General features: G+C 71.4%; 17 protein-coding genes. 15 read left to right on the forward strand and 2 right to left on the reverse strand.

All coding sequences use genetic code 11. The features are described 5' to 3' along the window. Nucleotides 1-36 precede the first annotated feature (36 nt). Both glmU and ACZCAH_RS13165 read left to right on the forward strand, forming a co-directional pair. A complete protein-coding gene (gene glmU, locus ACZCAH_RS13160) occupies nucleotides 37-1,524 on the forward strand; it encodes a bifunctional UDP-N-acetylglucosamine diphosphorylase/glucosamine-1-phosphate N-acetyltransferase GlmU (protein WP_464341505.1) in 1,488 nt (495 codons plus the stop codon). Further along, nucleotides 1,521-2,501, forward strand: a complete 981-nt coding sequence (locus ACZCAH_RS13165) for a ribose-phosphate diphosphokinase (protein WP_329745051.1) — start codon at nucleotides 1,521-1,523, stop codon at nucleotides 2,499-2,501. Before glmU ends, ACZCAH_RS13165 begins: the two co-directional genes overlap by 4 nt. 106 nt (nucleotides 2,502-2,607) lie before the next feature. Here the strand turns inward: ACZCAH_RS13165 and ACZCAH_RS13170 are convergent, their stop codons facing one another. Continuing rightward, on the reverse strand, nucleotides 2,608-3,165 hold the full coding sequence (locus ACZCAH_RS13170) for a hypothetical protein (protein ID WP_464341506.1): 558 nt from the start codon (nucleotides 3,163-3,165) through the stop codon (nucleotides 2,608-2,610). A 380-nt stretch (nucleotides 3,166-3,545) separates the two neighbouring features. Here ACZCAH_RS13170 and ACZCAH_RS13175 point away from each other — a divergent pair, with 380 nt between their 5' ends. From ACZCAH_RS13175 to ACZCAH_RS13230, 12 genes are all read left to right on the forward strand, one after another. Then, entirely contained in the window at nucleotides 3,546-4,166 is a 621-nt protein-coding gene (locus ACZCAH_RS13175) for a 50S ribosomal protein L25/general stress protein Ctc (protein ID WP_464341507.1), read from the forward strand. Nucleotides 4,167-4,282: 116 nt separating this feature from the next. Beyond that, on the forward strand, nucleotides 4,283-4,897 hold the full coding sequence (gene pth / locus ACZCAH_RS13180; RefSeq protein WP_464341508.1) for an aminoacyl-tRNA hydrolase: 615 nt from the start codon (nucleotides 4,283-4,285) through the stop codon (nucleotides 4,895-4,897). Further along, entirely contained in the window at nucleotides 4,894-8,490 is a 3,597-nt protein-coding gene (gene mfd, locus ACZCAH_RS13185) for a transcription-repair coupling factor (RefSeq protein WP_464341509.1), read from the forward strand. The genes pth and mfd overlap by 4 nt, the downstream gene beginning before the upstream one ends. Before the next feature lie 9 nt (nucleotides 8,491-8,499). After that, the gene (locus tag ACZCAH_RS13190) at nucleotides 8,500-9,330 is read left to right on the forward strand and encodes a MazG nucleotide pyrophosphohydrolase domain-containing protein (protein ID WP_464341510.1); all 831 of its coding nucleotides are present in this window, start codon (nucleotides 8,500-8,502) and stop codon (nucleotides 9,328-9,330) included. 66 nt (nucleotides 9,331-9,396) lie between these two features. Continuing rightward, nucleotides 9,397-10,680, forward strand: coding sequence for a phosphopyruvate hydratase (gene eno, locus ACZCAH_RS13195; protein ID WP_329745057.1), 1,284 nt, complete (start codon nucleotides 9,397-9,399; stop codon nucleotides 10,678-10,680). 29 nt (nucleotides 10,681-10,709) lie between these two features. Then, entirely contained in the window at nucleotides 10,710-11,381 is a 672-nt protein-coding gene (locus ACZCAH_RS13200) for an FtsB family cell division protein (protein ID WP_464341511.1), read from the forward strand. Then, nucleotides 11,378-11,908: a DUF501 domain-containing protein gene (locus ACZCAH_RS13205; RefSeq protein ID WP_464341512.1), complete on the forward strand. Its 531-nt coding sequence runs from the start codon at nucleotides 11,378-11,380 to the stop codon at nucleotides 11,906-11,908. Before ACZCAH_RS13200 ends, ACZCAH_RS13205 begins: the two co-directional genes overlap by 4 nt. Further along, the gene (locus ACZCAH_RS13210) at nucleotides 11,905-12,858 is read left to right on the forward strand and encodes a Ppx/GppA phosphatase family protein (RefSeq protein WP_464341513.1); all 954 of its coding nucleotides are present in this window, start codon (nucleotides 11,905-11,907) and stop codon (nucleotides 12,856-12,858) included. The genes ACZCAH_RS13205 and ACZCAH_RS13210 overlap by 4 nt, the downstream gene beginning before the upstream one ends. Nucleotides 12,859-12,955: 97 nt before the next feature. Then, nucleotides 12,956-14,329 (forward strand): NAD(P)/FAD-dependent oxidoreductase, encoded by a 1,374-nt coding sequence (locus ACZCAH_RS13215; RefSeq protein ID WP_329745061.1) that lies wholly within the window; start codon nucleotides 12,956-12,958, stop codon nucleotides 14,327-14,329. 218 nt (nucleotides 14,330-14,547) lie between these two features. Further along, nucleotides 14,548-15,303 (forward strand): glucosamine-6-phosphate deaminase, encoded by a 756-nt coding sequence (gene nagB, locus ACZCAH_RS13220; protein ID WP_464341514.1) that lies wholly within the window; start codon nucleotides 14,548-14,550, stop codon nucleotides 15,301-15,303. Nucleotides 15,304-15,355: 52 nt separating this feature from the next. Next, nucleotides 15,356-16,858 carry an NCS2 family permease gene (locus ACZCAH_RS13225; protein WP_464341515.1) on the forward strand — a complete coding sequence of 501 codons (1,503 nt, stop codon included), beginning with the start codon at nucleotides 15,356-15,358 and terminating at the stop codon, nucleotides 16,856-16,858. Further along, nucleotides 16,855-17,295 carry a MarR family winged helix-turn-helix transcriptional regulator gene (locus tag ACZCAH_RS13230; protein ID WP_464341516.1) on the forward strand — a complete coding sequence of 147 codons (441 nt, stop codon included), beginning with the start codon at nucleotides 16,855-16,857 and terminating at the stop codon, nucleotides 17,293-17,295. Before ACZCAH_RS13225 ends, ACZCAH_RS13230 begins: the two co-directional genes overlap by 4 nt. A gap of 91 nt (nucleotides 17,296-17,386) precedes the next feature. On the opposite strand, the gene serC is transcribed toward ACZCAH_RS13230, so the two are convergent. Beyond that, a complete protein-coding gene (serC, locus tag ACZCAH_RS13235) occupies nucleotides 17,387-18,544 on the reverse strand; it encodes a phosphoserine transaminase (protein WP_464341517.1) in 1,158 nt (385 codons plus the stop codon). A gap of 131 nt (nucleotides 18,545-18,675) precedes the next feature. Between serC and ACZCAH_RS13240 the strand changes: the two genes are divergently transcribed. Continuing rightward, on the forward strand, nucleotides 18,676-19,389 hold the full coding sequence (locus ACZCAH_RS13240) for a ubiquinone/menaquinone biosynthesis methyltransferase (protein ID WP_464341518.1): 714 nt from the start codon (nucleotides 18,676-18,678) through the stop codon (nucleotides 19,387-19,389). The last annotated feature ends 461 nt before the right edge of the window (nucleotides 19,390-19,850 follow it).

Raw genomic sequence — 19,850 nt, forward strand, 5'->3', positions numbered from 1 at the left:
GCAGCCCAGACCCGTCGACCTCGAGGAGCTGCCCCCGTGGAAGCCTCTGCCCCCGCCGCCGTGATCGTCCTGGCCGCCGGTGCCGGGACCCGCATGAAGTCCCGGACCCCCAAGGTCCTCCATGAGATCGGCGGCAGGTCGCTGCTGGCCCACGCCGTGATCGCCGCCGAGGGCACCGGGCCCGCCGAGCTGGTCGTCGTCGTCCGGCACGAGCGGGATAAGGTCGCCGCCCACCTGTCCGAGCACGCCCCCGAGGTGGCGATCGCCGACCAGGACGACGTGCCCGGCACCGGCCGCGCCGTCCAGTGCGGGCTCGAGAAGGTCGCCGCGGACTCCGGCACGGTGCTCGTGACCTACGGCGACGTGCCGCTGCTCGAGGCCGCCACGCTGCGCGAGCTGGTCACCGCCCATGAGGCGGTGTCCGCCGCGGTGACCGTCCTCACCGCCCGCGTCGGCGATCCGACCGGCTACGGCCGGATCCTGCGTAGCGACGACGGCTCCGAGGTCCTCGGCATCGTCGAGCACAAGGACGCCACCGAGGCCCAGCGGGCGATCGACGAGATCAACTCCGGCATCTACGCCTTCGACCTCGCCGTGCTGCGCGACGCCCTCTCGCGGGTCAGCACCGACAACGCCCAGGGCGAGATGTACCTCACCGACGTCCTCGAGATCGCCCGATCCGACGGCCGCTCCGTGCGGGCCGTCGTCACTGACGACGTGATGATGGTCGAGGGCGCCAACGACCGCGTCCAGCTGGCCCAGCTCGGCGCGGAGATGAACCGTCGCACCCTCGAGCGCCACATGCGCGCCGGCGTGACGATCATCGACCCGGCCACCACCTGGATCGATGCGGACGTCACCATCGGCCAGGACGCCAGCATCCTCCCCGGCGTGCAGCTGCACGGTGCGACCGACATCGGCGAGGACGCGATCATCGGTCCCGACACGACCCTGCGCGACACCGAGGTCGGCGCCGGTGCCGAGGTGGTCCGCTCCCATGCGCTGCTCGCCCAGATCGGCGCGGGCGCCACCGTCGGACCCTTCTCCTACCTGCGTGCCGGCACCGAGCTCGGGGCGAAGGGCAAGATCGGCGGCTTCGTCGAGACGAAGAACGCCCGCATCGGGGACGGCGCGAAGGTGCCGCACCTCAGCTACGTGGGCGACGCCGAGATCGGCGAGGGCACCAACATCGGCGCCGCCACGATCTTCGCCAACTACGACGGCGTCACCAAGCACCGCACGACCGTCGGCAAGCACGTGCGGATCGGGTCCGACAACGTGCTCGTCGCCCCCGTCACGATCGGTGACGGCGCCGCGACCGGCGCCGGGACCACGGTCCGCAAGGACGTGCCCCCGGGCGCTCTCGGAGTGAACGCCGTCGCGCAGCGGAACGTGGAAGGATGGACCCTGCGGCGCCGAGCGGGGACCGCGGCCGAGGCAGCGGCGCGTGCCGCCCTCGAGGCCGATCCCGCGGCCACCGCAGCACCTGCCGTCGAGGACAACGAGGAGCACCAGCAGCGATGAGCGGAATCGTCACGACGGGGGAGAAGCGCCTGGTCCTCGCCTCGGGAAGGGCTCATCCGGTCCTCGCCCAGGAGGTCGCCGCAGAGCTCGGCGTCGAGGTCCTCCCCATGGATGCCTGGGACTTCGCCAACGGCGAGATCTACGTGCGCTACGGCGAGTCCGTGCGCGGCACCGATGTCTTCGTGCTGCAGTCGCACCCCGCGCCCATCAACACCTGGGTGATGGAGCACCTGATCATGATCGACGCGCTCAAGCGCGCGTCGGCCAAGCGCATCACCGCGATCGCGCCGAGCTTCCCGTACGCGCGCCAGGACAAGAAGCACCGCGGCCGCGAGCCGATCTCGGCCCGCCTCATGGCGGACCTCTACGAGACCGCCGGTGTCGACCGCATGATCTCCGTGGACCTGCACGCCCCGCAGGTGCAGGGCTACTTCAACCGCCCGCTGGACCACCTCATGGCGCTGCCGATCCTCGCGGACTACATCTCCGCGAAGTACGGACACGAGGACATCGCCGTGGTCTCGCCCGACGCCGGTCGCATCCGCGTGGCCGAGCAGTGGTCCAAGCGACTCGGCGGCGCGAACCTCGCCTTCATCCACAAGACCCGCGACACCACGCGCCCGAACCAAGCGGTGGCCAAGCGCGTGATCGGCGACGTCGAGGGCAAGACCTGCATCCTCGTCGACGACATGATCGACACGGCGGGCACCATCGTGCAGGCCGCCGACGCTCTGGCCGCCAACGGCGCGAACTCGGTGGTCATCGCGACCACGCACCCGATCCTCTCCGACCCCGCCACCGAGAGGCTGCGCAACAGCCAGGTCCGCGAGGTCGTCGCGACCAACACGCTCCCGGTGCCGCCGGAGAAGCAGTTCGACCGGCTCACCCTGCTCTCGATCGCGCCGCTGCTCGCCCGGGCGATCCGCGCGGTCTTCGACGACGGCTCGGTGACGTCGCTCTTCGACGGCGAGGTCTGAGCACCGCCCCGGGGAGCCGAGGTCCCCGGGACGAGATGGACATGAGGAAGGGGCCGCTCCTGGGGGAGCGGCCCCTTCGTCGTGCGGGGTGGGGATCAGATAGGGGTCAGATCAGGTAGGGCGCCTTCTCGCCGACGAGCGCCGTCCAGCGCTTGCCGAGGCCCAGGTACTGCCCGGCGCCGAGGCCGGCCAGGGCGATGAGCAGCACGCCGAGGATGACGTGGTCGTCGATGAGCGGGTTGGTGGTCATCGGGAACGCGGCCAGGTACATGAGGCCGTAGAGGGCCGCGCCAGAGACGGCGGCGATCCGCATGCCGATGCCCAGGAGGAGGGCGACACCGATGCCGAGCAGGCCCGCCATGAACAGGATGTTGGTGAACGGGTTGAGGTCGAGCCAGAACTGCCAGAAGCCGGCGAACGGGTTGCCGCCCTCGATCGAGCCGCCGAGGAAGCCGGCGGTCGGGGAGCCGCCGTTGATCCAGGCGCGCTCCGCGGGGGTGGAGAAGCCGAGGCCGAACAGCTTGTCGAGGAAGGCCCACAGGAAGTAGAAGCCCAGGAGGATGCGCACGACGCCCAGGACCTGGAAGCCCCACCCGCGGGCGGAGCCGACGGCCGCGGGAGCGGCGGGGGCGATGGTCGGGGAGGAGGGAGCGGCGGTGGCCATGAGAGATGTTCCTTCGCTGTCGCGAGTTCCGTGCCGGTCGTGTTCGACTGACACCAGAAGGCTAGGCTCGCTGAGCGCTCCCGCGCGGGGACCTAGGTCACCGTTTTATGGCTCTGACCTGCAGGGACGTTGGTCCCGACGGCGCCGGAGGGTGCGAGGTGCATCCGGGGCCGGTGCACTCGAGGGTCCGCCGGTGCGAGTCCGATCACCCGGCCGACGAGGTGGATCCCTCCACGTGCTAGCCTTCCCGCGTCACTTCGGCGAGGGAACGGGCTCGGCCCGCTCCGTGATCGACGCGGTGCGGGTGCTGCCGGAGATCTCCGGCACGAGTTCCCGTGGCGTCGCTCATCGTCGAGCCCCACCCCACCAAGGAGCATCCCATGGCTGAGAAGCTGAACGTCGAGCTGCGCGAGGACTTCGGCAAGGGCGCCGCCCGCCGTCTCCGCGTCGAGGGTCGCGTGCCCGCCGTCCTCTACGGTCACGGCCAGGACCCCGTCCACCTGTCGCTGCCGGGCCACGAGACCGCCCTCGTCGCCCGCAACCCCAACGCCCTGCTCGAGCTCGCGCTCGCCGACGGCACCACCCACCTCGCCCTGATCAAGGAGATCCAGCGCCACCCGCTCAAGCGCTCGCTGGCCCACCTGGACCTGATCATCGTGCGCAAGGGCGAGAAGGTCGAGGTCGACATCCCCGTCGTCCTCACCGGCGAGCCCGTCTCCCCGGCCATCGCCGTGGTCGACGCCCAGACGCTGACCCTCTCCGTGGACGCCCTGAACGTCCCCGAGCAGATCGAGATCTCCGTCGAGGGCGCCGAGGACGGCCACCAGCTGTTCGCCGGCGACGTCACCCTGCCGGGCGACGCCGAGCTGGTCACCGACGCCGAGCTGCTCGTCGTCGCGGTCCAGATCCCGCGCGTCGAGGAGGAGCCCTCCGAGGACGAGGAGGCCGCCGAGGGCGAGCAGGCCGAGGGCGGCGCCGAGGAGTCCTCCGAGGAGGAGTGACGATCCTCGGATCACACCGACCGGCCGGGGCGTCGCGCAGGAGCGCGGCGCCCCGGTAGGTTTCTCGGGGGCCCCGGTGCGCCGGAGGCCCCTGTCGTCATGTTCAGGAGGAGCACGTGAGCACGTCCGACCGCAGCGCGGGCACGTATCTGGTGATCGGCCTCGGCAATCCCGGGGACCGCTACGCCGCGACCCGGCACAACGTCGGCCAGATGGTGCTGGATCACATCGCCGCGAGCACCGGGTCGAGGTTCTCGGCAGCGCGGCGCGCCCAGGCCGTCGTCGTGGAGGGCCGGCTCGGGCTGCCCGGCGCCGACGAGCGCGTGGTCCTCGCCAAGCCCACGACCTACATGAACACCTCCGGCGGGCCGGTGAAGGCGCTCGCCGCCTACTACGACGTCCCGCCCGAGCGGGTGGTGGTCGTGCACGACGAGGTCGACATCCCCTTCGACACCGTGCGGCTCAAGCGCGGCGGCGGCGAGGGTGGGCACAACGGCCTGCGCGACATCACCAAGGCCCTCGGCACGAAGGACTACCTGCGGGTGCGCGTCGGCGTGGGCCGCCCGCCGGGCACGAAGGACACCGCGGACTTCGTGCTCTCGCCCTTCACCACCACCGAGCGGAAGTCCCTCGAGCTGCTGATCTCCGACGCCGCCGACGCGGTCGAGTCGGTCGTGCTCGAGGGCCTCACCGCCTCCCAGCAGCGCTTCCACTCCCAGGACCCCCGATGACCCCGCGCGCTGATCTCGCCCCTCTCGCCCCGCTCCTCGACCAGCTCGCCGAGGGCGCCGACCTCTCCGCGATACGCCGTCTCCTCGAGGACGGCACCGCCTCGGGCGAGGGCGGGGACATCGTCGCCGCCACCGGCTTGTTCCCCTTCGCCGTCGCGGATCTCGCGCGTCGGGCGACGGCCGAGCAGCCGCTCGTCGTCATCACCCCCACCACCCGCTCGGGGGAGGACCTGCGCGCGGCGCTCGGCGCCCTCGTCGGCACCGAGAACGTCGCCGAGCTGCCCGCCTGGGAGACCCTCCCGCACGAGCGGCTCTCCCCGCGCGCGGACACCGTCGCCCGCCGGCTGGCGACGCTCCGCCGTCTCGCGCACCCCGAGTCCGAGACCCCCGTGCACGTGCTCCTCATGCCGGTGCGCTCGCTGCTCCAGCCGATCGCGACCGGACTCGGCGAGCTGCGGCCGGTGCGTGCCCGCACCGGGGAGGACTATCCGCTGGAGCGCCTCGTGGAGGACCTCGTCGATGCCGCCTACGTGCGCGTGGACATGGTCGAGAAGCGCGGCGAGTTCGCCGTGCGCGGCGGCATCCTCGACGTCTTCCCTCCCACCGAGCCGCATCCCGTGCGGGTGGAGCTCTTCGGGGACGAGATCGACGAGGTCCGCTACTTCTCGGTGGCCGACCAGCGCTCCCTCGACCCCGCCCCGCACGGCCTCGACGCCCCGCCCTGCCGGGAGATCCTCCTGACCCCCGCCGTCCGCGGTCGCGCCCGCGCCATGGCCGAGGAGCTGCCGGGGGTGCGCGACCTGCTGCTGCGCATCGCCGACGGCATCGCCGCCGAGGGTATGGAGTCCCTCAGCCCCGTGCTCGTGGACGGCATGGAACAGGTCGCCGACGTCCTGCCGCGCGGCGCCCGCCTCCTCGTGCTCGACCCGGAGAAGGCCCGCGCCCGTGCGGCCGAGCTCGTGGCCACGACCGACGAGTTCCTCGCCGCGGCCTGGTCGAGCGCGGCCGCCGGCGGGGGCCTGCCGATCGACGTCGGCGCGGCCAGCTTCGTCCCGCTCGCCGAGGCGCGGGCCCATGCCGAGGCGGAGGGGCGCGCCTGGTTCACCCTGGCTGCCTTCGGCCTCGAGACCGACGTCGACGTCACCGCCGGCGCGACGACCCATCCCGGCTACTCGGGCAAGCCGGGCGACGCCGCGAAGGATCTGGAGCGCCGCCGCGCGGACGGCTGGTCGGTGATCGCGACCATGGTCGGGCCCGGCGGTGCCCGGCACGTGGCCGAGAACCTCCGCGCCGAGGGCCTGCCCGCGGTCTTCGCGCCCGATCTCGAGGGACCGGTCGGCCCGGGCGAGGCTGTCGTCACCGTCGGCCCCTTCCCCGAGGGGCTCGTCGTCCCCGACCTCAAGCTCGTCCTCGCCTCCGAGCGCGACCTCACCGGCAAGTCCGGTGCGCGTCGCGGCGAGGAGCGGAAGATGCCCTCGCGCCGCCGCAACGTGGTCGACCCGCTCCAGCTGCGGCCCGGCGACCACGTCGTCCACGCCCATCACGGCGTCGGCCGGTTCGTCGAGATGACCAGCCGCACCGTCGGGGTCGGCGCGAAGCGCACCACCCGCGAGTACCTGGTCATCGAGTACGCCGCCTCGAAGAAGGGGCAGCCGGGGGACCGGCTCTACGTCCCCTCCGACCAGCTCGACCAGGTCACCAAGTACGTCGGCGGTGAGGAGCCGAGCGTCAACCGCATGGGCGGCGCGGACTGGGCGAAGACCAAGTCGAAGGCCCGCAAGGCGATCCGCGAGATCGCCGACGAGCTGGTCCGTCTGTACTCGGCGCGGCAGTCCGCCCCCGGGCACGCTTTCGCGCCCGACACGCCGTGGCAGCGCGAGCTCGAGGACGCCTTCGAGTTCGTGGAGACCCCGGACCAGCTCTCGACCCTCGACGACGTCAAGGCCGACATGGAGAAGACGGTCCCGATGGACCGCCTGGTCCTGGGCGACGTCGGCTACGGCAAGACCGAGATCGCCGTGCGCGCCGCCTTCAAGGCCGTGCAGGACGGCAAGCAGGTCGCGGTCCTCGCGCCGACCACCCTCCTCGCTCAGCAGCATCTCGACACGTTCACCGAGCGGTACACGGGCTTCCCCGTCACCGTGCGCGGGCTGTCCCGCTTCCAGACCCCCGCCGACTCCCAGGCGACCATCGAGGGGATTGCCGACGGCAGCGTCGACGTCGTCATCGGAACCCATCGTCTGCTCACCGGGGCGGTGCGCTTCAAGGACCTGGGCCTGCTGATCATCGACGAGGAGCAGCGCTTCGGCGTCGAGCACAAGGAGACGCTCAAGGCGCTGCGCACCGACGTCGACGTGCTCGCCATGTCCGCGACCCCGATCCCGCGCACCCTCGAGATGGCCGTCACCGGCATCCGCGAGATGTCCATCCTGGCGACCCCGCCCGAGGAGCGCCACCCGGTGCTGACCTACGTCGGCGTGCAGGAGGACAAGCAGGTCACCGCCGCGATCCGGCGCGAGCTGCTGCGCGAGGGCCAGGTCTTCTACATCCACAACCGCGTCGAGGACATCGACGCCGTCGCCGCCCACCTGCGCGAGCTGGTGCCCGATGCCCGCGTGCGGGTGGCCCACGGCAAGATGAACGAGGCGCAGCTCGAGCGGGTCATCGTCGACTTCTGGGAGCGGGAGTTCGACGTCCTGGTCTGCACCACGATCGTGGAGACCGGCCTGGACATCGCCAACGCCAACACGCTCATCGTCGAGAACGCGGACCGCTTCGGCCTCTCCCAGCTGCACCAGCTGCGCGGCCGCGTGGGCCGCTCGAGCGAGCGGGCGTACGCCTATTTCCTCTACAACGGCTCGAAGCCGCTCACCGAGACGGCCCACGACCGCCTCACCACGCTCGCCACCAACACCGATCTCGGCGCGGGCATGCAGGTGGCGATGAAGGACCTCGAGATCCGCGGCGCGGGCAACCTGCTCGGCGGAGAGCAATCCGGGCACATCGCCGGAGTCGGCTTCGACCTGTACGTGCGCATGGTGGGCGAGGCCGTGGCGGCCTTCCGCGGCGAGTCCTCGGCTCCCGAGAAGGAGATCCGCGTCGAGCTGCCGCTGGATGCCCACATCCCGCACGACTACATCGGCTCCGAGCGGCTCCGGCTCGAGGCCTACGCGAAGCTCTCGGCCGTCCGCACGGTGGAGGAGATCGCCCAGGTCCGCGCCGAGCTCACCGACCGCTACGGCACGCCGCCGGAGCCGGTCGAGGTGCTGCTGGACGTCGCGCGCTTCCGCATCGACGCGCGCGCCGCGGGCGTCGACGAGATCCAGGCGCAGGGGAAGATGATCCGCTTCGCCCATCTCGAGGTGCCCGACTCCGCCGCGATGCGGATGAAGCGCCTCCACCCCGGCACCCTGATGAAGCCCGCGACCCGGCAGGTGCTCGTGCCGCGCCCGATGACCTCCCGCTTCGGCGGCACCGAGCTGCGCGACCACGAGCTGCTCGAGTGGGCGCGGGACGTGCTGCGCACCCTCGTGCCCACGGCGACCCTGACCGAGGCGCCGGCACCGGTCCCGGCGACGAGCCCGACCGCGTAGCCTCGCGTCGTGAGCACCGCACGGCGACCCGACCCGTCCGACCCCGTTCCGCCCCCGGACGGCGGGGGAGGGCGTCGGGGGAGCGAGCTGCTGCGCGCCGTGGAGGTGATGGAGTCCCTGCGCGGCGAGCACGGCGACGCCTGGACCCACCAGCAGACCCACGCCTCCCTCGCCCGCTACCTGCTCGAGGAGGCCCACGAGGTGCTCGAGGTGATCGAGGCGCCCCAGGCGCGCGGCCCCGGGGCTCTCGCCGACGAGCTGGGCGATCTCCTCTTCCAGATCCTCTTCCACGCCCGGGTCGGCCAGGAGGCGGAGGTGCCGTGGGACATCGATGACGTGGCCCGCGCCTTCGTGGCCAAGATGGAGCGGCGCAACCCGCATGTCTTCGGCGACCGCGAGGCGGGGGAGCAGGTGCTCGAGGACCCCGCGGACGTCGACGCGATCATCGCCCAGTGGCACGCCGTCAAGGCCGCCGAGCGCCGCGCGGCGGGGGAGCGCGAGAAGGGCTGGCTCGACGGTGTCCCGTCAGGCCTGCCGGCGCTGCAGACCGCCGCGAAGGCGGTCCACCGCGCCCGGTCCGCGGGGCGGCTGCCCGAGCTGCTCGCGGCGGCCGACGGGGTCGCCGGGGCGCCCGGGGAGGATCCCGACGGTTGGGGCGGGGACCTCGCCCGGCGGATGCTCGACCTCGCCGTCGAGGCCGAGGCGCGGGACGTGGACCCCGAGTCCGCCCTGCGCGCCCTGCTGACGCGGCTGCGCGGCGAGCTCCCCCGGCAGGGCCGGGAGCCGGGTCCCGACGGCAACAGCGGCCCCCGCGGCGGTGCGGGCACGCGTACCGCCTAGACTGTCCGCGGACGGTCAGCGCCGACCGGACGATTCGAACTTCATCCCCGAAGGAAGGAAATGCCCATGGCTGCCATCATCGATGCCGTCCACGCCCGCGAGATCCTCGACTCCCGCGGCAACCCCACCGTCGAGGTCGAGATCCTCCTGGAGGACGGCACCGTCGCCCGCGCCGCCGTGCCCTCGGGCGCCTCCACCGGCGCCTTCGAGGCCGTCGAGCGCCGCGACGGCGACAAGGACCGCTACCTCGGCAAGGGCGTCGAGCTCGCCGTCGCCGCGGTCATCGAGGACATCCAGCCCAAGATCCTCGGCTTCGACGTGCAGGAGCAGCGCGCGATCGACGCCGCCATGATGGAGATCGACGGCACCCAGAACAAGGGCGCACTCGGCGCCAACGCCATCCTCGGCGTGTCCCTCGCCGTGGCCCGCGCCGCCGCGGACTCCGCCGGCGTCCCGCTGTACCAGTACGTCGGCGGCCCGAACGCGCACATCCTGCCCGTCCCGATGATGAACATCCTCAACGGCGGCTCCCATGCGGACTCCAACGTCGACATCCAGGAGTTCATGATCGCCCCGATCGGTGCGGACTCCTTCGCTGAGGCGCTCCGCATCGGTGCCGAGGTGTACCACGCGCTGAAGTCCGTGCTCAAGGAGCGCGGCCTCGCCACCGGTCTCGGCGACGAGGGCGGCTTCGCCCCCAACCTCGAGTCCAACCGCGCCGCGCTCGACCTCATCGTCGAGGCCATCGGCAAGGCTGGCTTCGAGGCCGGCAAGGACGTCGCGCTCGCGCTCGACGTCGCCGCCTCCGAGTTCTTCGAGGACGGCTCCTACACCTTCGAGGGTGCGACGAAGACCTCCGCCGAGATGATCGAGTACTACGCCGAGCTCGTCGACGCGTACCCGCTGGTCTCCATCGAGGACCCGCTGAACGAGGAGGACTGGGAGGGCTGGAACGCCATCACCGCGAAGCTGGGCGCCAAGGTCCAGCTCGTGGGCGACGACCTGTTCGTCACCAACCCCGAGCGCCTCGGCCGCGGCATCGCCGAGGGCTCCGCGAACGCGCTGCTGGTGAAGGTCAACCAGATCGGCTCGCTCTCCGAGACCCTCGACGCCGTGGATCTCGCGCACCGCGCAGGCTTCAAGGCGATGATGTCGCACCGCTCCGGTGAGACCGAGGACACCACCATCGCGGACCTCGCGGTCGCCACCAACTGCGGCCAGATCAAGTCCGGCGCCCCCGCCCGCGGCGAGCGCGTGGCGAAGTACAACCAGCTGCTGCGCATCGAGGAGGAGCTCGGGGACGCCGCCCGCTACGCCGGCGCCTCCGCCTTCCCGCGTTTCTCCGCCTGAGGCTCAGCCCCAGGCTGTAGCCTTCCGGCATGACCAGCAGACGACCGGGCGCCCCGCGGACCGCGAGGCGCCCGGTCTCCGCGTCCGGGGGCTCCGGCACCTCGGCGCGGAAGGCCACGCGCTCCGCGTCGAGCTCCCGCTCCGCCTCGAGCTCCCGCAATGCCTCGAGCTCCCGCAACGCCTCGAACTCCCGCCCGGCGGCCGCCTCGCGGCCGCGCACGACCTCTCCGCCGGCACCGCCGGCCGACGGGCCGGGCGTCACCATCACCCGTCGCACCCTCGCCCTGATCGCCGTCGTGGTCGTCGCCCTCGCGGCGCTCGTCCCGACCGTGAACTCCTACGTCGCCCAGCGGCAGCAGCTCGCACAGCTGCGCGCGCAGGTCGCGCAGCAGGAGCAGGACGTCGAGGCGCTGCGCGCCCAGGTCGCCCGCTGGGACGATCCCGCCTATGTGGCGGCGCAGGCTCGTGAGCGCCTGCTCTTCGCCATGCCGGGGGAGACCCAATACCGACTCACCGACACCTCGGGCCGGGACGTCCCCCTGACCGAGGAGCAGCAGTCCGCCGCCGCGGCGGAGCAGGGCGAGTGGTACTCGACCCTGTGGACCTCGGTGGAGGGCTCGAGCCGCCTCACCCCCGAGGACATCCCCGACGAGACCGGCGCCACCGACGAGGACGCCGCCGACCAGGACAGCACCCCGTGACCCCACTTCCCCCGCTCCCGTACGAGACCCCCGCGACCCCGCAGGACCTCGAGGTGATGAGGGCGCAGCTCGGACGCGACATGCGCGGCGTCGTCTCGATCGCCCGCCGCTGCGGCTGCGGCCGTCCCGCCGTTGTCCGCACCGCCCCCCGCCTCGAGGACGGCACGCCCTTCCCCACGTCGCTCTACCTCACGCTGCCCTGGCTGACCCTGGACCTCTCCCGCCTCGAAGCGGTCGGCACGATGACCGAGCTGACCGGGCGCCTCGGTCAGGACGAGGAGCTGGCCGCGGGCTACCGCGCCGCCCACGAGCGCTACCTGGCCCGGCGCGAGGAGGTCGGCGATGCCGAGGAGGTGCGTCACGTGAGCGCGGGCGGAATGCCGACCCGCGTGAAGTGCCTGCACGCCCTCGCCGGCCAGGCCCTCGCCGAGGGACCGGGGGTCAACCCCGTCGCCGACGAGGTGCTCGCGATGATCCCCGGCGCCCTCCCCGACCTCGACTGCCGCTGCGATGAGGAGGACGCGTGAGCCGCACCGTCGCCGCGATCGACTGCGGCACGAACTCGATCCGACTGCTCGTCGCGCGGCCCGAGGCGGGCACCGGCCGCCTGCTCGACCTCGAGCGCCAACTCGAGATGGTGCGGCTCGGCCTGGGCGTGGACCGCACCGGTCGCTTCGACCCCGTCGCCGTCGAGCGCACCCTCGACGCCGCGCGCCGCTACGCCCGATTGATCGAGCACCACGGCGTCGACCCGCAGGACATCCGCTTCGTCGCCACCTCGGCGACCCGCGACGCGTCCAACCGAGATGTCTTCATCGAGGGGATCGAGTCGATCCTCGGCGTGCGCCCCGAGGTGATCTCGGGACAGGAGGAGGCGGAGCTCTCCTTCCGCGGTGCGGTGACCACGCTCGACGCCCTGCCCGACGGGCCGCGCCTGGTCGTCGACATCGGCGGCGGCTCGACGGAACTGGTCCTCGGCACCGAGTCCCCCTCCCATCGCATCAGCCTCGACATCGGCTCGGTGCGGCTGACCGAGAGGCACCTCGGGGAGGACCCTCCGACCGCCGAGCAGATCGCCGCCGCCACCACCGACATCGAGGAGCTCCTCGACCGGGCCGCGGTGGAGATCCCTCTCGAGCGGGCCGCCGCCCTCGTCGGCGTCGCCGGGACCGTCACCACCCTCACCTCCGTGGCGCTCGGACATACCGAGTACTCGCCGGAGGACACCCATGGGGCGACGCTGAGCATGGACGCCTCGCTCGCGCTGTGCGACCGGCTGCTGCAGGAGAGCCGCCAGGAGCGCTCGGCGCACCCCACCATCCACCCCGGCAGGATCGACGTGATCGGCGCGGGAGCGCTCATCTGGTCCCGGATCCTCCGTCGCGTCCACGAGGCGGCGGGACTCACCTCGGTCCGCACGAGCGAGCACGACATCCTCGACGGCATCGCCCTGGCCCTCGCCGACCGCTCCCGCTGACCGTCGGCAGGCGCTCCGGACCCGGGTCGCTCGCGAGCGGTGTCCATTCCACCGGCAGGTTTTTGTCCGGGGGCACATTCGCCCTAAGGTTGACCCCATGAACACCACCTTCGGCGGCAAGCCCCATGTCCTGATCCTCGGCGGCGGGTCCGTCGGTATGACGACCGCGTCCGAGCTGCGCAAGACCCTCGGATCCGAGGTCGCGATCACCATCGTCGACCCGCGTCCCTACATGACCTACGCCCCCTTCCTCCCCGAGGTCGGCGGCGGCTCGATCGATCCGCGCAACGTCCTCGCGCCCCTGCGCAAGGTCCTCGCCGGCACCAAGGTCGTGACCGGCTCGGTGTCCCAGATCCGCTCGGCCGAGAACACCGTCGTGGTGACCACCGAGGACGACAGCAAGCTCGAGATCGCCTACGACTACCTGGTCGTCGGCCTGGGCGCCGTCCCGCGTCTGCTCCCGATCCCCGGCCTGGCCGAGAACGCCATCGGCTTCAAGCAGGTCGAGGAGGCCGTGGCCGTGCGCGACCGCATCCTCGCCAACCTCGCAGAGGCGGCGTCCACCAAGGACCCCAAGGTCCGCAAGCGCCTGCTCACCTTCACCTTCATCGGCGGCGGCTTCGCCGGCGGCGAGGCCATCGCGGAGACCGAGGACATGGTCCGCGATGCTCTGCGCTACTACCCTGACCTGCACGCCTCCGACATCCGCTTCGTGCTCGTCGACGCGGCGCCCTTCGTGTTCCCTGAGCTCACCGAGGACCAGCGCGCCTACGTGCTGAACCAGCTGCGCGAGCGCGGCATCGAGGTCAAGCTCGAGACCTTCCTGAACTCGGCCGAGAACGGCGTCATCAAGACCTCCGATGGCGACGAGTACGAGACCGGCCTGCTGGTCTGGAACGCCGGCGTGAAGCCGAACCCGGTCCTCGGCGATGCGGAGTCCTCGGATCTCCCCACCGTCACCGAGCGCGGCCCCCTCATGGGCAAGCTCGAGGCCCTCGCGGATCTCCGCGTCAACGGCACCGACGGCCCGCTGGACAACGTCTTCGCCGCCGGCGACTGCGCCGCCGTGCCGGACCTCGCCTCGGGCGAGGGTAAGTTCTGCCCGCCGAACGCCCAGCACGCCGTGCGCCAGGGCAAGCGGGTCGCGGACAACATCGCCCGCTCCGTGCAGGGTCGTCCGCTGGTGGACTACTACCACAAGAACCTCGGCGTCATGGCGACCCTGGGCATGTACAAGGGCGTCGGCCGGCTGATGCTGGGTGACAAGGAGATCGACGTGCGCGGCGTGCCGGCGTGGGCCATGGCCCGTGCCTACCACGTTTACGCCATGCCGACCCTGGGGCGGAAGGCCGCGGTCCTCGCGGGCTGGGCCACCACCCTGATCTCGCGCCGCGACATCATCGGCATCCCTGAGACCACCACCCCGCGCGCCGCCTTCGAGTACGCGGCGAACTCGGGCAAGAAGAAGTGATCGGAGCGCTCCCGCCGCGCTGAGGCGCGGAGGAGCGCACCGTCTCGACGGCACCGTCGCACCCTCGGGTGCGGCGGTGCCGTTCGTCGTGGGGGCTGCAGCGCGCGTTGACCGGGTCGAGAATCCTCGAGTACGCTCGCAAATGCGAGCAAACGAGCAGAATCGCGCAGTCACGATGAGTCGCGCGGCGCCGAGGTCGGCCCCGGGAGGAGCACCGCATGCAGGTCCACATCGTCCCCGACGCCGCCGCCGGCGGAGCGCTCGTCGCCGACCTCTTCGAGGAGGTCATCCGCGAGGCGGGGGAGGCGGGCGCGGTCCTCGGACTCGCCACCGGGTCCTCTCCGCTGACCGCCTACGCGGAGCTGATCCGCCGCCACCGCGAGCGAAGGCTCTCCTTCGCGCACTCCCGCGCCTTCACACTCGACGAGTACGTGGGACTGTCGGGCGATCATCCCCAGAGCTACCGGCGCTTCATCCACGAGCACCTGGTCGATCAGGTCGACCTGCCCGCCTCCGCCGTCGACACCCCGGACGGCGTCGCCGCGGACCCCGACCTCGAGGCGATCGCCTACGAGCGCCGACTGCAGGATGCGGGCGGTGTGGACCTCCAGATCCTCGGCATCGGCTCGAACGGGCACATCGCCTTCAACGAGCCGGGCAGCGATCGGGCCTCTCGCACCCGGGTGGTGGATCTCGCGCCGTCGACGATCGCGGACAACGCCCGCTTCTTCGACGACCCCTCCCAGGTGCCGGTGCGTGCCATCAGCCAGGGCCTCGGCACCCTCGCCGAGGCGCGGCGCATCGTGCTCACCGCGAGCGGCAACGGGAAGGCGGAGGCCATCGCCCATCTGCTGGAGGGCGAGATGACCGACCAGTGGCCGGCGACCGCGCTGCAGCAGCATCCGCAGGTCACCGTGGTCGTGGACGAGGCAGCCGCGTCCCGGCTGACGCGGTCCGACGCACGTCACAGCTGAGGGGACGGCTCGGGGGAGAGGGGCGCGCTCGCTGCCGGATACGATCGCAGCCATGCAGCAGGCAGATCCCCACCCCTCCTCGGCGCCCGAGGCGCCCACGCCGGTCGCTCCGCGCTCCGGTCTCGACCGCTTCTTCCGTCTCAGCGAGCGTGGCTCGACCGTCCCTCGCGAGATCCGCGGCGGCCTCGTCACCTTCTTCTCGATGTGCTACATCGTGGTGCTCAACCCCCTGATCATCGGGACCGTCCCGGACTCCCAGGGCAACTATCTCGGAGGCGGCACGGAGCCGAACCTCGCCGCGGTCGCCGCCGGCACCGCTCTCATCGCGGGCCTGCTGAGCGTGCTCATGGGAGCGTGGGCCAAGTTTCCCCTCGCCCTCGCCGCTGGGCTCGGCCTCAACGCCTATCTCGCCTACTCGGTCGTGTCCCTGCCCGGCATGACCTGGCCCGGCGCGATGGGACTGGTGGCGATCTCCGGCCTGCTGATCCTCGTGCTCGTGATGACCGGCTTCCGCAAGGCGGTCTTCGATGCGGTGCCGCCCTTCATGAAGACCGCGATCAGCGTCGGCATCGGCCTGTTCATCGCGTTCATCGGCCTCTACAACGCCCGCTTCGTCACCCACGCGGCGGGGACGCCCGTGCAGCTCGGCAACGACGGCTCGCTGACCGGGTGGCCGACGCTGGTCTTCGTCGTCGGCCTGATCCTGATGTTCGTGCTCTGGGTGCGCAGGGTGCCCGGCGCGATCCTGATCGCGATCCTCGTCGCCACGACGCTCGCGGTCATCCTCGAGGCGGTCAAGGGTCTCGGCGCGTACTCCGACGGCTCCTTCGCCCCGGAGAACCCCAGCGGCTGGTCGATGAACGTGCCCGCGCTCGAGGGCTCGCCCATCGCACTGCCGGACTTCTCGACGCTGTTCCACGTCGACTTCCTCGGCGGCATCCAGGCCGTGGGCGTGATCGGCGCCTTCGTCATCGTCTTCTCGCTGCTGCTGGCCGACTTCTTCGACACCATGGGCACGATGGTCGCCGTCGCGACCGAGGGCGACCTGCTGGACGAGAAGGGCGACATCCCCTACTCCCAGCGCATCCTCGTCGTGGACTCCCTCGGCGCCTTCGGCGGCGGTATCGGCGGTGTCTCCTCGAACACCAGCTTCGTCGAGTCGACCTCGGGGGTCGCCGATGGCGCGCGGACCGGTCTCGCGGCCGTGACCACGGGTCTCGCCTTCCTGCTCACCACCTTCCTCGCACCGCTGGTGGAGGCGGTCCCCTACGAGGCGGCCACCCCGGCACTGGTCATGGTCGGCTTCCTGATGATGACCACGGTGACCTCGATCGACTTCCGCGACCCGGAGATCGCCATCCCGGCGTTCCTGACGATCATCCTGATGCCGTTCGCGTACTCGATCACCGTCGGCATGGGCGCGGGCTTCGTGATGTACGTGGTGATCCGGCTCGTGCGCGGCAAAGCCCGGGAGGTGCACTGGCTGATGTACGTCATCGCCGCCCTGTTCATCGCCTACTTCCTCCGCGGTGCGATCGAGGGTCTCCTGCTGTGACCGCCGGCGACCCCACCGCGGAGCTGGCCGCCGACCTGCGTCGCTCGCTGCTGGTCTCCTCCCGGGTGCTGCGCTCGCGCACGTCCTCGGAGGAGATCTCGGCCTCGCAGTTCTCGGTCCTCGCCTATCTCCAGCGGGAAGGGGACGCCACCCCGGGCGTGCTCGCCGATTTCGAGCGCGTCACCCCTCCGGTCATGACCCGGATGCTCCGCCGGCTCGAGGACGCCGGACACGTCACGCGGTCGGCGCATCCACGGGACGGGCGCCAGGTGCTGGTGACCCTCACCGATCAGGGCCGACGCCTCGTCGAGACCGGGCGCGCCGAGCGCGACGCCTGGCTCCGCTCCCGGATCGCGACCGCAAGTCCGGAGGACGGGGAGATCCTGCGCCGTGCGGCGCAGATCCTGCGCGAGCTCCTCGTCGAACACCGCGACTGACCGGGCACCGCGCAGCGGACGACGACGGCCGGACCACCCCTCGGGGCGGTCCGGCCGTCGTGTTCCCGGTCTGGGCCGGGGTGGGCGCTGCTCAGGCGGTCGCGTCGAGCACGTGGTCCAGCACGGCGATCAGCGCCTCGGTGTCCTCCACCGTGACCGCGGGGAAGGTCGCGATGCGCAGCTGGTTACGGCCCAGCTTGCGATAGGGCTCGATGTCGACGATGCCGTGCGCCCGCAGGACCGCGGTGATCGCGGTCGAGTCGATGCTCTCGTCGAGATCGAGCGTCGTGACGACCTGCGAGCGGGCGGCGGGATCGGACACGAAGGGCGTGACCTCCTCGCGACGTGCGGCCCACTGCTGGAGCAGACCGCTTGTGGTGCGGGTCCGCTCGTCGGCCCAGGCCAGCCCTCCCTGCTCGAGCATCCAGTCGATCTGCTCAGCAAGGAGCACGAGGGTCGCGACCGCGGGGGTGTTGAGCGTCTGGTCCTTGCGGGAGTTCTCGATCGCGCTGGTGAGAGACAGGAACGACGGGATCCAGCGGGATCCGTCCGCTGCGAGGCGCTCGGCGCGGGCGATGGCGGCGGGGGAGAGGAGCGCGAGCCAAAGACCTCCGTCGGAGGCGAAGGACTTCTGCGGGGCGAAGTAGTACGCGTCAGCCTGGGAGACGTCGACGGACACCCCGCCGGCTGCGGACGTGGCATCGATCAGGACCAGCTGGTCCTCGCCGGCCCCGGAGGGCCGGACCACCGGGGCCATCACACCGGTCGAGGTCTCGTTGTGCGGCCAGGCATAGGCGTCGACATCGGCCGAGGCCACGGCGGCGGTGAGGGAGCCCGGGGCGGCGGAGAGGACCTCCGGCTCCTCGAGGTGCGGAGCACCCGTCGCCTCGGCCGCGAACTTCGAGGAGAACTCGCCGAAGGTCAGGTGCTGGGAGCGCGAGGCGATCAGACCGTAGGCAGCCACATCCCAGAAGGCGGTGGAACCACCGTTGCCGAGGACCACCTCGTAGCCCTCGGGCAGCGAGAAGAGCTCGGCGAGACCCCTACGGACACGAGCCACCTGCTGCTTGACCGGCGCCTGCCGATGGGAGGTGCCGAGCACGGTGCGGGAGAGTCCGGAGAGGGCCTGCACCTGGGCGTCGCGGACCCGCGAGGGTCCGGAGCCGAAGCGCCCGTCCTGGGGGAGGAGCGCGGCCGGGAGAGTGACGCCGCGGATGGCCTCGGCGCGAGCGGTGCGGGCATCGGACATGAGGTGCTCCTCGGAGGACGACGGACCGGGGCCGGGGTTCCGGCGGCGGGCGGTCACCATCCTGCCAAAGAGAGGTCGGGACGAGATCGGTGGTCCGTCCCTGACAGCGGGAGCGTGGGAGGATCTGCCCCATGAGTCGCGCAGATCTGAAGAAGCAGCCTTATGACGTCGCCGGGATGTTCGACAGCATCGCCGGGCGCTACGACCTCATGAACGATCTGGCAGCGTTGGGACAGGTGCGCCTGTGGCGGGGCGCCATGGTGGAGGCGCTCGGACTCGAGGAGATCGCCGTCGACGGTGAGGCACGGGTCCTGGATCTCGCCGCCGGCACGGGGACCTCCTCGGCGGCGATCGCGCGGGCGGGGGCAAAGGTCGTGGCCGCCGACTTCTCGCTGGGAATGATGTCCGAGGGCCGACGCCGCGGGGCGCCCGTGCCCTTCGTCGGCGCCGATGCCCAGCACCTCCCCTTCGCGGATGGCTCCTTCGACGCCGCCGTCATCTCCTTCGGCCTGCGCAACGTGCAGGATCCGCGGCAGGGCCTGGCCGAGATGGCTCGCGTGGTGCGCCCCGGGGGACGGGTGGTCGTCTGCGAGTTCTCGACGCCGACCTCCCCCCTCTTCCGCACGGTGTACGAGAGGTACCTGCTGCGGGCGCTGCCGGCCGTCGCGCGCCGAGTGGCCACCAGCGCCGACGCCTACGACTACCTGGCGGAATCGATCCTCAACTGGCCGGACCAGACGCAGCTGCGCGGCTGGTTCCGGGACGCGGGCCTGGTCCGGACCCAGTTCCAGAACCTCTCCGGGGGGATCGTGGCCCTGCACCGGGGCGTCGTGCGCCACATTTGACGGGTGCTCAGGGGGTCGCCACCAAGGGATTCCGGGGTGAGGTCCGGCCTATCAAGCCGGTTCTCCCGTCAAACTCCCGCGATCGCACGCCTCTGACCTGGGCTTTTGTAGATCAGACAGGAATGTGGCGCAGGACACCCCAGAAAAGGCCGTTCTGGCTTGACGGTCCCCCCGGATCCCCGTAATGTTCTTCCTCGTGCCCAGCAGAACGGGACAGCGAGAAGGTCGAGAGACCGGACAGCGAAACCGGCACTGAGCAGGCACTTCGGATCTCTCCGAAAAGAAGTGAGGCGCGGATCACACCGCACCGAGTTGACAAGGAGAACCGGAAGCCCTAAGTTATAAGGGTTGCCCGAGGCGAAGAGCTGAAAGGCTCGGAACACCGAGTGCGCGTGTTGCTTGATATCTCAATAGCGTGTCTGTTTGTTGATGCCAATATTTTAAGTTGGCAAACATTTTAT

It is taken from the genome of Brachybacterium sp. B718/18 (assembly GCF_055454375.1).

What these genes read in the sequence shown, in the direction of transcription:
- ACZCAH_RS13165 (WP_329745051.1), top strand. Translation starts at nt 1,521, where the DNA reads ATGAGCGGAATCGTCACGACGGGGGAGAAGCGCCTGGTCCTCGCCTCG.
- ACZCAH_RS13170 (WP_464341506.1), bottom strand. Translation starts at nt 3,165, where the DNA reads ATGGCCACCGCCGCTCCCTCCTCCCCGACCATCGCCCCCGCCGCTCCC.
- ACZCAH_RS13175 (WP_464341507.1), top strand. Translation starts at nt 3,546, where the DNA reads ATGGCTGAGAAGCTGAACGTCGAGCTGCGCGAGGACTTCGGCAAGGGC.
- mfd (WP_464341509.1), top strand. Translation starts at nt 4,894, where the DNA reads ATGACCCCGCGCGCTGATCTCGCCCCTCTCGCCCCGCTCCTCGACCAG.
- eno (WP_329745057.1), top strand. Translation starts at nt 9,397, where the DNA reads ATGGCTGCCATCATCGATGCCGTCCACGCCCGCGAGATCCTCGACTCC.
- ACZCAH_RS13200 (WP_464341511.1), top strand. Translation starts at nt 10,710, where the DNA reads ATGACCAGCAGACGACCGGGCGCCCCGCGGACCGCGAGGCGCCCGGTC.
- ACZCAH_RS13215 (WP_329745061.1), top strand. Translation starts at nt 12,956, where the DNA reads ATGAACACCACCTTCGGCGGCAAGCCCCATGTCCTGATCCTCGGCGGC.
- nagB (WP_464341514.1), top strand. Translation starts at nt 14,548, where the DNA reads ATGCAGGTCCACATCGTCCCCGACGCCGCCGCCGGCGGAGCGCTCGTC.
- ACZCAH_RS13225 (WP_464341515.1), top strand. Translation starts at nt 15,356, where the DNA reads ATGCAGCAGGCAGATCCCCACCCCTCCTCGGCGCCCGAGGCGCCCACG.
- serC (WP_464341517.1), bottom strand. Translation starts at nt 18,544, where the DNA reads ATGTCCGATGCCCGCACCGCTCGCGCCGAGGCCATCCGCGGCGTCACT.
- ACZCAH_RS13240 (WP_464341518.1), top strand. Translation starts at nt 18,676, where the DNA reads ATGAGTCGCGCAGATCTGAAGAAGCAGCCTTATGACGTCGCCGGGATG.